Genomic DNA, 12,684 nt, shown 5'->3' with positions numbered 1-12,684 from the left:
AAGTTAATGAAAGATAATATATTCACTAAAGTTAAACGTTAGATAACAAAGGTTGTTGATGAACAATATTTCAGAACACGAGAGTAATTTATTTGATTTGGGTAGACTTATTGCTTATCTAGTATCAAAATGGAAATGGTTTTTAGTTATTGGTTTTGTTGTAGCAGGTGTTTTTGCTTACATATCAATCGACTTACCAAACCAATATACATCAGAAATTTTATTAACAGAAGCAGATGACGAGACCAGTGGATTGGATGGTATGTCCGGCCAACTTGGGGGGCTAGCAAGCTTAGCTGGTATTAATGTAGGTAACTCAAAAAAAAATAAGCTTGTAGCATTACAAATATTAAAATCACGTAGATTTTTAGTTGATTTTGTTAAGTTTAATAAACTTGAGGTAAAGTTATTTGCTGTAAAAAAGTGGGATATTACCACAGATAAGTATGTTTATTATGAAGATAAGTATGACAAAGAAAACGGTGTGTGGTTACAGCGCGCAGATAAGCCTATTAGCTACTATCCAACTGATCTAGAAATCCATGAACTTGTAAAGTCGTCTTTGACTGTTGATATGGATACAACTAATAGAGTCACTAAAATTAGTTTTACGTCACTTAATCCCAATGATGCTCAATTATTGCTGTCTAAGCTAATTAAAACTTTAAACAATGAACTACGCCAAGATGATTTAAGTAGAGGGGAAAAACAAATTGCTTTTTTGCAGCATCAATTGGAGTTAGAAAGAAACGCAGGTATTCGTAACGTTTATTATTCTCTTATCGAAGAGCAAATAAAATCGTTAACTTTAGCAAAGGCACGCAACGAATACATTTTTAAAGTTATTGATCCTGCTATTTTTCCAGAAGAAAAGTCTTCTCCTAAACGTGCTTTGATTACTGTTTTGGGCGGTTTTATAGGCGGTATTCTCTGCTTTATATTTTTTTCTATAAGATATCTTTTAAAATCTAATTGATTCGTTTGAAGGAATTGGTTTACCCCTTAGACTTTAAACTGTATAGCTTTCGGCTAGTAGTTATGTTTATTATATAGGTGTGGAATATTGTAATGGTATGCATATCAAATATAAAATAATTACCATTTTATTTGGGTAACGAAGTATTGCTATCGTTTATTTATTGGTAATGTGGGCTGAAAGTCTAGGGCTGATAAAACAAACTTGTGAGTATGTAGAGATTAAAATACGCTGATCAAAGATCATATTCACAGTTGGTATTAGAGGTAACTCTTTTAATGATCTTTAGTGGCTTTTATGTACCCTTGAATAATATTTAATAAATTGAGAATATCAAAATTGAACTTATTGTTTTTTTAAATGGTCGAATAAAACAAAAAAACAAAACATAGGGTATTGAGTTGCCAGCCTTTTTGCTACTTTAGGTTCTTTAAACATACGGTATAACCAACGTAAATTGTATTTATTAATAACTCTTGGGTAGTAGTTTACTTTATTTTTACTTTGGTGCAGAAAGCCTCCGCAAGTATATATTTGTTTTATTTGTAGGGGTAAACTTTGTTTTATTAATTGTGCAAATTCATCTTGTTTAGGTGTACCAAGACCACAAATAACATAGTTGGCTTTGCTTAATTTTATATATTCTAATATTTTATTGTCGTCATCAAAATAACCATTATGATATCCACAAATATTTAACTTAGGATAATATTTTTTAAATTGTGTTATAGCGCCTTTTAATTCACTTTCTTTACTTCCTAAAATAAAAATCTTTAATTGGTTTTCTTCTGCTGTTTCAAAAAAATATTTGGCAAAAGAACCGTAGTCAAAACTGACTCTTGGAGTATCTTGATTGAGTAATTTTTTAAATACCCAGCTAGAGATTATTGCATCGCTGTGATAGTGGTCAATATTTTTATATGAGTCTTTTTTATTCCTTAACAATTGATAGGAAAATGGGTTAATAAATGAAATTGCTTTACAAGAGTAATCTTTGTTATGAATACTTTTAAGTAATTCTCTTTGAATGTTTGGAGTTTTTTTTACAATGGCTAATAAAGGGTGCATTAAAATATTCTTTTAATAATAAAATATGGTAAAAATGTAAGAAATATACTAATAAACCAGTAACTGTCTTTAAGTAATGTTGGTTCATTAAAGAGAATTTTTCTAGCTTGTTTCTTATTGTTTACTTTTAAGTTGTTTTTAACGCAATATAAAGCGCTAAAGTGCAATAACTGCTTTAAGCTATTACGGAAGTTATTAGGTACTTCTTCATTCTTTAAGTCTTCAGTCCAGTATGAAATATGGGGGGCTAAGCTTGTTATAATATGTGTTTTACATGCACTATTTGCAATAGAAATATCATAGTAAACACTAATAGTATTGCTAAACGCAATAGGGTATTTGTATGCAATTCGCGACCATAATAATTGATCTTCTCCCATAGCCATACCTTGGATAAAACCTCCAACTTGATAGAATGCTTCTTTTTTTATCGCAACTGATGATGCCGTAACAGGAAGATCAGCTTTTATACAAGATAAAAAGTAGTTTTGAATGAGGCCCGAATCTTTAGGAACAAAACGTAAGTTTGCGGGTGTGATTTTTTTGAATTTTATAAATGAATAAGCAGTAGCAAACATTCCTGCTGTTGGATAGGCTTTTATCAATTTGATGATTTCTGTAGTGAAATGTGGTAACCAAATATCATCAGCATCAATTAATAATACGTATTCATTTGAAGCATTTTTTATTCCATTATTTCTAGCAGAAGATACGCCTTGGTTTTTCTGTGAAATTATTTTTAATTTATTACTTTTAATTGAGTTAACTATTTCTACACTATTATCAGTTGAGCCATCATCCACAATAATTATTTCATCAACGGGGTGATTTTGATTTAAAATAGACTCTATTGCTCTTTTTATATATTGTGATTTATTAAAAAGGGGAATTACAGCGCTTAATTTAGAAGTCATGGTTATTTACTTTAGAACCTTTTGTCGCTATCGCAAGGCATAAAACATAAGTTATGGCTGATGTACCATTAAACAATACATGCCCAACGGTGATCGAATGAAAGAAAGCTAAACTCATTGTGAGTGCTATTGCAAACTCCTTCTTATGCAAACTCTTTTTAAGCGCGAAAAAATAAACAGATACGTAAATTAAGACAGTAATAATACCGTATGAGAAAAATAGTTCAAATAAATCGTTTTCTAAAGTTTTTCGTAATAATAATGCTCCGGAGCTGAAGTCAGTATAAGCGTAGTATGCTCCTCCTCCAAATAACACTCTAAATGAATAAAGGCCATTTGTGTTAAGCTCTGTAAAGGCATCCCGAATAAATGTATCTCTGGAACTTGCTATAAAGTGCATTTTGTTATCTATACTATTAAATTTGAATATTATATTCTCAAATACACTGCTAACTACGCTGATAAGTGTAGGTAATAAATAAATAGCTAATATAGTAATGGCCACTGCTGATATTATTGGTGATTGCTTAGATAATTTGTATGCTAATAATATTAAGGCTATTAATAAAAATACTAGGCTAGCTTTTGTACCTAATAATGCTGTAGTTATAATTAAAAGCACTATATGAAAAAATTTTCTTAGTGTTATTTTATCATTAAAGCATATAAGTAATATAGTACTTACACCCAAAACTACACCCAACCCGTTCCCTGATATAAATAATCCTCTTGTTGCTATACCTATTTGGTAATTTGAAATATGAAAGCCAGAAAAGTATGCAGTTAATACCAATAATGAAACGATGGTGCCGTAATTTATTAGTTGCTTTATTACGTAAATTGTCCGTGTTCTATCGTAATTAATCCAATTAGCCACATAATAATAACAACTCAGTGAAAATAGAATTTTTATAGAGAAAATAATGCCAGAGATAAACGCTTTTAAGTTCATATGGAAGCATGCAATGAATACTTCAGTTAAAAAAAGATAACACATTGCGTAGATAATGATTTTAAGTGAAGAACGAAATTTTGCTCTATCTAACATCAAGATTACAAGAGCAAATAAAATAAATCTAGCTATTTGTGAAGGGGAGCCTATAGTATTTTCAGACGTTATTTTTAGTTTAAAAAGCGCTCCCGTTAAGTTATCTACAACAGGTAGTAAGATAATAACAAGGAAAAAAAACAGTGAAAATAACGGGATTTTTTTAGGTATGATAAAACTCATTTTTTCTTATACTTTAAAATTTGAGCACCTAATTTATTCCAAGAAAATCTATCAATTGCTATCCTACGACTATTATTTGACATTGAATTCCTTAAGGATGGTTCATCGATTAATAACCTTATACATTTTGTAATTCCTGCTTCGTTTACAGAATCAGTATAAAGAGCTTCTTTTTCACTTAATAGCTCTTGTGTCGCGGTAGTAATTTTTGATCCTTTAAAGGCTACTATAGGTAAACCAGTAGATAGAGCTTCAAGGATGGTTTGTCCAAGAGGTTCATAAGTAGAAGACATTACAAATATATCCGCCAACTGGTAGTATGGTGCGGTATCGCTTTGCGGACCCGTTAACGTGATTTTATCTTCTAATTTATTATTTGTTATTTGTTGCTTGATTGATGTGTAGTTTTCACCATCTCCTACCATCACAAGATGGCATTTTGGTAAGTTAAGTAATGCATCTATAACCATTTCAAACCCTTTTGCTTTAACAAATCGCCCTACTGTTAGTAATATTATTTTATCTGTAGGAATACTAAACTTTTCTTTTAGTGATATTTTGTTTTGAACAGGAATGAATCGCTCTGGATCTACTCCAGGTTTTACAATAGGTATATGTTTCAGTGAGGGAATTATTTGTGATATTTGAGTAGACATGTTCTCACTAAAGACTATAACTTGATCGGAATACTTTAAAGCCATTTTTTGAATGTTATGGTGTAATATTTTTGATATGTTTAATTTTATTTTTGCTAAACCAGTATTGCTTATTAAGTTTTTATTGTTATTTTGATTAATTACTACGCCAGGAACTAAATAAATAACATTAGATAATTTACATAATTTTGCGAGTACTGTTGTCGTATGAAAACGACTTATTGTTAATATAACATTGTTATTCTGTTTGATATATTTAAGTAAAGCATATGCATTGAATAATGCTCTAATTCCTTTGAAATACTTATGTGCATATTTAGTTTGGGAGTATGAGTTATATCTGTAAATAGTTACGTTATCGATAATTTCTTTATGAGGTAAAATATGATTTTTATTTGAAACATCGCTAATAGCAATAATGACGTTATACCCTAAGTTGATGTAACTTTCTGCTAGATACTTTAAGGAGTTTTCTACTCCACCAATATTTGGAAAATACGCATTACTTGTTATTACTATCGTTTCTTTCATTGCTTTATTTATCTAGTGATAAGTTTAACTTATTCTTATTTTAACTTGTTTCATTTCATGTGTCGCCAGTAAAAAAAATTATGTTTCTTAAGAATAAATAAATTTAGTATTTGAATTTAAAATAATAAACACTACTAATTTTATATTTGAGGATAAACGAGTACCTAAATCCTCCATTTTTTGATAGAATCGCGTCAATTTTTTACCGAGAGGTTATTTCCATGAATGTAATTGAAGCTAATTTCGATGCTAAGGGCAAAAAAGTTGCCATTGTTGTTTCTCGTTTTAACAGTTTTGTTGTTGAGAGTTTATTAGAAGGTGCAGTTGATGCACTTAAACGTCATGGTAACGTTGCAGACAGCGATATTACAGTTATTCGTGTTCCTGGTGCGTATGAGTTACCTGTAGCAGCTAAGCGTGTTGCTCAAAAAGGTGGTTTCGACGCTATTATCGCTATTGGTGCGGTTATTCGTGGTGGTACGCCGCATTTTGATTTTGTAGCTGGCGAGTGTAATAAAGGTTTAGCGCAAGTGGCAATGGAGTTTACTATTCCTGTAGCCTTTGGTGTTATTACTACCGACACTATTGAGCAAGCTATTGATAGAGCTGGCCTCAAAGTGGGTAATAAAGGCGCTGAAGCAGCTTTAAGTGCTTTAGAAATGATTAATGTTTTAGAGTTGTTATAAGTTTTCAAATCTTATACTCGTTTGCGTTAGTTATAATAAGTTTTAATTTTATATTTGGATGTACCTGTGAAGCCATCACCTAGAAGAAAAGCCAGAGAATTAGCCGTACAAGCTGTTTATTCTTGGCAATTAAGTCAAAATGCTGTTAACGATATCGAAGCTAATTTTTTAGTGGACAACGCTGCTCGCCGTTTTGACATTCCATTTTTTCAGCAATTATTTCGTGGTGTAACATCATCAGCCAGCGAGTTAGATTTACTTATAGCTCCTCATGTTGATAGACCTATAGATGATGTTGACCATGTTGAAAAAGCGGTTCTCAGAGTGGCTATTTTTGAATTAAAGGAATGTTTAGATGTGCCATACAAAGTTGTGATCAATGAAGCCATTGAACTTGCTAAATCTTTTGCAGCAGATGACAGCCACAAGTTTGTTAATGGTGTTTTAGATAAGGCCGTTAAACTAATCCGTAAAGAAGCTTAGTGAGTAAAGTCTACTTTCTGTAGTTTTAATCAACACACTTTAAGCCTACTCAATTATTTGATGTGTTTTTGTGACACATCAAATAATCAAAACTGAATATTCCCCTATGAAAGAATTTGATTTAATTAAGCATTATTTCTCAGAGCAAATAGTTAAACGCAAAGATGTTATTTTAGGTATTGGTGATGACTGTGCCTTGTTAGCTCCGGCAGAACATCAGCTTATTGCTGTAACTACAGATACTTTAGTGGCTGGTGTTCATTTTCCTGAAAATACATCACCAAAAGCTATTGGCCATAAAGCTATTGCGGTTAATTTATCTGATTTAGCGGCAATGGGCGCAGAGCCTACATGGATCTCGTTAGCATTAACATTACCTGAAGTTGATGAACAATGGTTGTCAGAGTTTTGTGCTGGTATTTTTGAGTTATGTGAATTTTATAATGTTCAGCTTATTGGTGGAGACACTACTCAAGGGCCTTTGAGCATTACGGTTACCGCTCAAGGATTAACACCCAAAGATAAATATATCACGCGTTCAAATGCTAAAGCTGGTGATTGGCTTTACGTAACGGGTGAATTGGGTGATGCTGCATTAGCAATAAAAAACCTACAAGGTAAAGTTGATCTTGTCGATGCTGATAAAGGTAAAGTTTTTGAGCAATTAGACTACCCTAGACCTCGAGTTTTAGCTGGACAGGCGTTAAGAGATTACGCTACTTCAGCAATTGATATATCTGACGGGCTTATTTCAGATTTAGGGCATATTTGTAAAGCCTCAAAAGTTGGAGCTAAGCTTAACTTAGAGAATATTCCTATCTCGACGGTAATGCGTGAAACTCTCGGTAGAGACAAAGCTATAGAACTAGCACTATCGGGTGGTGATGATTACGAGTTACTTTTTACTGTACCTGAAGACAATAAAGTAGGGATGGCAACAGCTTTGGCAAACATAGGTATTCCAACTACTTGTATTGGGCAGTTAAACGGAACTGAAAAAATTACAACTGTTTTAGATGGTGAAAATGTGACAATGAGCGTTAATGGTTTTGAACATTTTTCTAAGTCTGAACCGTAAATATGAATAAGGCCGTGGTTAAGTTTACGTTATCAAATCCTATTCATTTTCTAGCATTGGGTTTTGGTAGTGGTTTAAGCCCTAAAGCTCCTGGTACATTTGGTACATTAGCTGCTATTCCTGTTTTTCTTTTATTTACTTTATTTACGCCTTTATTTTATTTCTTGGCCGTATTCGTTGTGTGCATCGCTGGTATTTATATTTGCGGTAAAACGGCTGAAGATGTTGGTGTACACGATCATGGGGCTATTGTTTGGGATGAGATAGCTGGTTATTTAATCACTATGTTTTTAGTACCTATTAGCTGGCAAAGTATTCTTGTTGGTTTTGTACTGTTTCGTATATTTGATATTGTAAAGCCTTGGCCTATTTCTTATTTAGATAAGTACGTACACGGCGGCTTTGGTATTATGATTGATGATGTAGTTGCAGGGTTTATGGCACTTGCATGTATGCATTTTATCTTTTAAACGATTGATGGTTTATAGGCCTCAATATTCCATAAAAAATAAGCAATAAAAAAGGTAGACATTATGTCTACCTTTTTTGTATCTAATAAATTGCTTTTAGTGAAGAATTCTAGCTTTAACCGTACCTTCAATTTTCTTTAATTCTTTAAGCGCTAATACGCTATCTTCTGTTTCAATATCTATAACAACGTAACCAATTTTATCGTCTGTTTGTAAATATTGAGCGGCAATATTAATATTTAATTTAGCAAATGCTAAGTTAATTTTATTTAATATACCTGGTTGGTTGTGATGTATGTGTAATAGCCTGCTTGTACCTTTACCACCATGGCTTGGTAATGATACCTCAGGGAAGTTAACTGCTGATAAAGTTGAACCATTATCAGAATACTTAGCAAGTTTACTTGCTACTTCTAAACCAATATTTTCTTGTGCTTCTTTTGTACTACCACCAATGTGTGGTGTTAAAATAACATTATCGAAAGCACGTAATGGTGAAACAAACTCTTCATCATTACCTTTAGGTTCAACAGGAAATACATCGATAGCAGCGCCAGATAGCTTTTTACTTGCTAATGCGTCAGCTAGTGCATCTATATCAACGACTGTACCGCGAGATGCGTTAATTAATATAGCGCCATCTTTCATGTTAGCAATTTCTTCAGCACCAAACATGTTTTTAGTTTGCGGGTTTTCAGGAACGTGTAAGCTAATAACTTCACATTCTTGCAGTAATGCGCGTAATGATGGTGTTTGGCTTGCATTACCTAATGGTAATTTAGTTTCTACATCATAAAATTTAACTTTCATACCAACAGTTTCAGCAAGAACACCTAACTGCATACCGATATGGCCGTAACCAATAATACCGAGTGTTTTTCCACGAGCTTCAAATGAACCCGCAGCTGATTTATCCCACTCACCTCGGTGTGCTTTAGCACTTTTTTCAGGAATACCACGAAGTAATAATAAGGTTTCACCTAATACTAATTCAGCAACTGAACGAGTATTTGAGAAAGGTGCGTTAAATACTGGGATACCTAATGATTGGGCTGCTTTGATATCTACTTGGTTAGTACCAATACAAAAACAGCCAACAGCAACAAGTTTCTTAGCGTGGCTAAGTACTTTTTCATTAAGGTTAGTACGTGAACGAATACCAATAAAGTGAACATTAGCAATTTTTTTTATTAAATCTTCTTCCGACAAAGACGTTTTTAAATATTCTATATTGTTATAACCTTGTGACTTTAGTTCTTCAAGTGCGCTTTCGTGAACACCTTCTAACAATAAAATTTTAATTTTTTCTTTAGCGAGTGAATTAGTACTCATGATATTTAAATTCTCTTAATGAATGGGTTTAGCCAGTGGCTAACAAAATTTAAAGTTATGGACGTTTAGATGTCCAAATGTATGTATAAACTAGCATATAGTGCTTAAACTCTAAAGCACTAATTTATTATTTTTGCGCCTTCAGGTGTACCAATAATAAGTGTGTCGGCACCTCTATTAGCAAACAGGCCATTAGTTACAACGCCTACCAAGGCATTAAGGTCTTTCTCTAATGTGATTGGATCAATTATGTCTAAGTTATATACATCGAGAATTACGTTTCCGTTATCGGTTACTACACCTGTTCTGTATACAGGATCACCGCCTAATTTAACTATTTCTCTAGCAACATAACTTCTGGCCATAGGAATAACTTCAACAGGTAATGGAAATGTTCCTAAAACTCTGACTTGTTTTGAACTGTCTGCAATACATATAAAGGTTTTTGCTACGGCTGCAACAATTTTTTCTCGTGTGAGTGCTGCACCGCCACCTTTGATCATATGCATGTGTGAATTAATTTCATCAGCACCATCTACATACACATCAATACCGTCAACGTTATTTAAATCAAAAACCTCAATGCCGTGTGCTTGAAGACGTTTGGTTGACTCTTCAGAACTTGAAACAGCGCCAGTAATACGATCTTTTATCGTCGCTAAAGCATCAATAAAGTGGTTAACTGTGGAACCTGTTCCAACACCTACAATCGTGTCATCTTTAATGAAATCTAGAGCTTTAATTGCCGCAGATTTTTTCATATCGTCTTGTGTCATGATGAGCCTTAAACTTATATATGAGCAAACAAAGTATCACTCTAGTGCTGAATTTTATTGAAGCAACATAGCGTGGATAATGAACATTTTTTATGCGCGTAATTATACACCAACTATCGTAATGAAAGCGATAGGTTGAGCGGCTAGCGTTGGATATTTATTTAAATGAGTAGTTTTGGCTGGGGGTTATAATGTTAGGAATAGGAATGTCCCAATCTTCAACAGGAACAGAATCAACAAGCTGGCAATCATGTGCTAAACCTATTGGATAAGGGCGTGCGTTTTTATTGGTTTTATAGTGCTCAAACCATTTTTGTAACGTTCTATCATAAAACCCACCGCCCATACCTAAGCGAGCACCTGATTTATCAAAGGCAACTAAGGGGGTAAAAATAATATCTATGTTATGTATTAGCTGAATAAGACGAACATCGAGTTTAGGTTCTAAAATTCCAAAGCGGTTTTTAAGCATAGGGGTCGTTGGCGTGTATTCTAAAAATAACAAATGGCCTTTACTGAAAGGGTGAATTACCGGTAAATATACCTGCTTATTGTGTTTCCAACACCAATCAATAAAAGCAGAGGTATTCAGCTCACCATCGTTAGCTAAATAAATAGCAATGTGTTGTGCTGAAAGTATGCTGGTATGAGACGTTAATTGATTAAGTAGTTGTGCTGCAGCATTAGCTTGTTCTTGCTGAGTTAATGATGATCGTTTTTCTCTAATCGTTTTTCTTAGCTCTATTCTGCTATTCAAAATAACATCACCTGTATTGTTGCTTTAACTTTGCTTCTATAGAGGAGGGAGTCCTCTAACATACGAGCATATGTTAGAGGAAATTTATTGGCTAGGCTACTTGAGGCGAGCTTTTTTCTTCTTTACCTTCTTGCTCTGCGAGTAATTCCCAAAATCGAGTTTTAAGGCTAAGCAATAAAATTACGATACCTATACCGATACTAAATAAACTAATTTGAATATACAGTGATGGCATTTGTTCAACGTTATTTGGATCGAAACTTCCAGCTAGTAAACCTGAAATAATATTACCAATAGAGTAGGTCAATACAAATACGCCCATCATTTGCCCTGCAAAACGCTTAGGTGATAATTTACTAACCGCACTTAATGCGGTGGGGCTAAGAATTAATTCACCCACGGTATGTAGAAAATAAGTTGCTATAAGCCAATACGGGGCTACTTTTAATCCTGATGCTGCGTATTGCGCGGCAAAAAACATAATAAGAAAGCCACTTGCCATAATGATTAAACCAATAGCACATTTAAGGCCATAAGCAGGAGTTACTAATTTTTGGCCTAGTTTCATCCACAAAGCAGCAAAAAAGGGAGATAAAATAATAATGAAAAAGGCATTAGCAGAACCCATCCATGCAGGAGGGATTTCAAAACTACCTATCATTCTATCTGTGTAGTCTCTTGCAAATAGGTTAAGTGATGAGCCAGCTTGCTCAAATCCAGACCAAAAACAAGCGGAAGCAACACATACTAATAATAATGCGGTTAACCTGAGTGTTTCGCTTTTAGAGAGTTTTCCAAACATATAAATAGCAGCGTAATATAATACAAAAATAGCAGAGAACGTAATCGCCGTGTATTGAGCTAAAACAACCGCGTTAATTATAATTTTTCCTTGAAAAACAAGTGTTGTAATAACGGCTACCGTAATTAAAAAGCCAACGATAACTAGCCAGGCCGTTTTGGCTCCTTTGGGTGATAAAGGAGATGGGGGGACAAGGCCCGCACCATTTAGCTTTGGAGATGTTAACTTATATTGTATTAAGCCTAAGCCCATACCAACAGCAGCAGCACCAAAGCCCCAGTGCCATCCCATATTGGTTGCTAAGTAGCCACATATAATATAGCCAAAGAAAGAACCTAAATTAATGCCCATATAGTAAATAGCATAACCTGCATCTCTGCGTCTGTCTTTTGATGAATATAGCTGGCCTACCATAGCGCCAATATTCGGTTTTAATAATCCAGTACCTAAAATAACGAGTATTAAACCAACAAAAAACGTTTTATCGTTAGGTAGGGCAAGTACTATATGCCCTATGGTGATAATTATACCGCCATACCAAACGGTTTTTTGCCCCCCTAGTAACCTGTCGGCAATCCAACCGCCGGGAAGCCCCATAAAATAAACGCTACCTGTATACAAACCATAAATCGCACCAGCTGTTGCTACGGTTAATGCCAATCCGCCCTCTTGCAGGGTAGCTGTCATAAAGAGAACAAGTAAGGCGCGCATACCGTAATAACTCATCCTTTCCCACATTTCTGTAAAGAATAGCGTTGTTAACCCAGTAGGATGGCCGAAAAATTTTGTATCTTGTGATGATTGTTCCATTCACATTACCTTTTTTATTGTTGTATTATCGTTTGATTTTTTCTAAAGAAAGTTAATCATTAAACCGTGTGAAATTGACTTTATTTAAAAAATACCACACAAAGCAAATAAATC

The 12,684-nt window shown here is 33.8% G+C and carries 13 protein-coding genes; 5 read left to right on the top strand and 8 right to left on the bottom strand.

Features of this window, described 5'->3' with window-relative positions:
• Window positions 1-58: 58 nt before the first annotated feature.
• Complete coding sequence (locus tag ACM9HF_RS09030; protein ID WP_473617611.1) at window positions 59-976, top strand: GNVR domain-containing protein; 918 nt, start codon at window positions 59-61, stop codon at window positions 974-976.
• Window positions 977-1,321: 345 nt separating this feature from the next.
• Here the strand turns inward: ACM9HF_RS09030 and ACM9HF_RS09025 are convergent, their stop codons facing one another.
• From ACM9HF_RS09025 to ACM9HF_RS09010, 4 genes are read right to left on the bottom strand one after another with little or no spacing between them, the layout of a single operon-like run.
• Complete coding sequence (locus tag ACM9HF_RS09025; protein WP_473617607.1) at window positions 1,322-2,044, bottom strand: WecB/TagA/CpsF family glycosyltransferase; 723 nt, start codon at window positions 2,042-2,044, stop codon at window positions 1,322-1,324.
• The gene (locus ACM9HF_RS09020) at window positions 2,044-2,958 is read right to left on the bottom strand and encodes a glycosyltransferase family 2 protein (protein WP_473617604.1); all 915 of its coding nucleotides are present in this window, start codon (window positions 2,956-2,958) and stop codon (window positions 2,044-2,046) included. Before ACM9HF_RS09020 ends, ACM9HF_RS09025 begins: the two co-directional genes overlap by 1 nt.
• Complete coding sequence (locus ACM9HF_RS09015; protein ID WP_473617600.1) at window positions 2,948-4,189, bottom strand: O-antigen ligase family protein; 1,242 nt, start codon at window positions 4,187-4,189, stop codon at window positions 2,948-2,950. Before ACM9HF_RS09015 ends, ACM9HF_RS09020 begins: the two co-directional genes overlap by 11 nt.
• Window positions 4,186-5,376, bottom strand: coding sequence for a glycosyltransferase family 4 protein (locus ACM9HF_RS09010; protein ID WP_473617596.1), 1,191 nt, complete (start codon window positions 5,374-5,376; stop codon window positions 4,186-4,188). Before ACM9HF_RS09010 ends, ACM9HF_RS09015 begins: the two co-directional genes overlap by 4 nt.
• Window positions 5,377-5,597: 221 nt before the next feature.
• On the opposite strand from ACM9HF_RS09010, the gene ribH reads away from it, so the two are divergent.
• The 4 genes from ribH (at window position 5,598) to ACM9HF_RS08990 (ending at window position 8,093) form a co-directional block, all read left to right on the top strand.
• A complete protein-coding gene (ribH, locus tag ACM9HF_RS09005) occupies window positions 5,598-6,062 on the top strand; it encodes a 6,7-dimethyl-8-ribityllumazine synthase (RefSeq protein ID WP_473617592.1) in 465 nt (154 codons plus the stop codon).
• 66 nt (window positions 6,063-6,128) lie between these two features.
• A complete protein-coding gene (nusB, locus tag ACM9HF_RS09000) occupies window positions 6,129-6,545 on the top strand; it encodes a transcription antitermination factor NusB (protein WP_473617589.1) in 417 nt (138 codons plus the stop codon).
• Window positions 6,546-6,651: 106 nt separating this feature from the next.
• A complete protein-coding gene (gene thiL / locus ACM9HF_RS08995; RefSeq protein WP_473618277.1) occupies window positions 6,652-7,623 on the top strand; it encodes a thiamine-phosphate kinase in 972 nt (323 codons plus the stop codon).
• Between the two features lie 2 nt (window positions 7,624-7,625).
• Window positions 7,626-8,093 carry a phosphatidylglycerophosphatase A family protein gene (locus ACM9HF_RS08990; RefSeq protein ID WP_473617585.1) on the top strand — a complete coding sequence of 156 codons (468 nt, stop codon included), beginning with the start codon at window positions 7,626-7,628 and terminating at the stop codon, window positions 8,091-8,093.
• A 96-nt stretch (window positions 8,094-8,189) separates the two neighbouring features.
• On the opposite strand, the gene serA is transcribed toward ACM9HF_RS08990, so the two are convergent.
• The 4 genes from serA to ACM9HF_RS08970 all read right to left on the bottom strand — a co-directional run bounded on the left by serA (window position 8,190) and on the right by ACM9HF_RS08970 (window position 12,570).
• Window positions 8,190-9,425 (bottom strand): phosphoglycerate dehydrogenase, encoded by a 1,236-nt coding sequence (gene serA / locus ACM9HF_RS08985; protein WP_473617583.1) that lies wholly within the window; start codon window positions 9,423-9,425, stop codon window positions 8,190-8,192.
• A gap of 119 nt (window positions 9,426-9,544) precedes the next feature.
• Complete coding sequence (gene rpiA, locus ACM9HF_RS08980) at window positions 9,545-10,201, bottom strand: ribose-5-phosphate isomerase RpiA (RefSeq protein ID WP_473617580.1); 657 nt, start codon at window positions 10,199-10,201, stop codon at window positions 9,545-9,547.
• Window positions 10,202-10,358: 157 nt separating this feature from the next.
• A complete protein-coding gene (locus ACM9HF_RS08975; protein ID WP_473617577.1) occupies window positions 10,359-10,958 on the bottom strand; it encodes a 5-formyltetrahydrofolate cyclo-ligase in 600 nt (199 codons plus the stop codon).
• 91 nt (window positions 10,959-11,049) lie between these two features.
• Entirely contained in the window at window positions 11,050-12,570 is a 1,521-nt protein-coding gene (locus ACM9HF_RS08970) for a peptide MFS transporter (RefSeq protein WP_473617573.1), read from the bottom strand.
• Window positions 12,571-12,684: the final 114 nt, after the last annotated feature.

Source organism: Colwellia sp. RE-S-Sl-9, from assembly GCF_048296855.1.
In the GTDB taxonomy this organism is placed as follows: Bacteria; Pseudomonadota; Gammaproteobacteria; order Enterobacterales; family Alteromonadaceae; genus Pseudocolwellia.
This window is presented reverse-complemented; position numbering and strand designations above follow the sequence as displayed.

What these genes read in the sequence shown, in the direction of transcription:
- ribH (WP_473617592.1), top strand. Translation starts at nt 5,598, where the DNA reads ATGAATGTAATTGAAGCTAATTTCGATGCTAAGGGCAAAAAAGTTGCC.
- ACM9HF_RS09025 (WP_473617607.1), bottom strand. Translation starts at nt 2,044, where the DNA reads ATGCACCCTTTATTAGCCATTGTAAAAAAAACTCCAAACATTCAAAGA.
- ACM9HF_RS08970 (WP_473617573.1), bottom strand. Translation starts at nt 12,570, where the DNA reads ATGGAACAATCATCACAAGATACAAAATTTTTCGGCCATCCTACTGGG.
- ACM9HF_RS09030 (WP_473617611.1), top strand. Translation starts at nt 59, where the DNA reads ATGAACAATATTTCAGAACACGAGAGTAATTTATTTGATTTGGGTAGA.
- ACM9HF_RS08990 (WP_473617585.1), top strand. Translation starts at nt 7,626, where the DNA reads ATGAATAAGGCCGTGGTTAAGTTTACGTTATCAAATCCTATTCATTTT.
- ACM9HF_RS09020 (WP_473617604.1), bottom strand. Translation starts at nt 2,958, where the DNA reads ATGACTTCTAAATTAAGCGCTGTAATTCCCCTTTTTAATAAATCACAA.
- rpiA (WP_473617580.1), bottom strand. Translation starts at nt 10,201, where the DNA reads ATGACACAAGACGATATGAAAAAATCTGCGGCAATTAAAGCTCTAGAT.
- serA (WP_473617583.1), bottom strand. Translation starts at nt 9,425, where the DNA reads ATGAGTACTAATTCACTCGCTAAAGAAAAAATTAAAATTTTATTGTTA.
- ACM9HF_RS09015 (WP_473617600.1), bottom strand. Translation starts at nt 4,189, where the DNA reads ATGAGTTTTATCATACCTAAAAAAATCCCGTTATTTTCACTGTTTTTT.
- ACM9HF_RS09010 (WP_473617596.1), bottom strand. Translation starts at nt 5,376, where the DNA reads ATGAAAGAAACGATAGTAATAACAAGTAATGCGTATTTTCCAAATATT.
- thiL (WP_473618277.1), top strand. Translation starts at nt 6,652, where the DNA reads ATGAAAGAATTTGATTTAATTAAGCATTATTTCTCAGAGCAAATAGTT.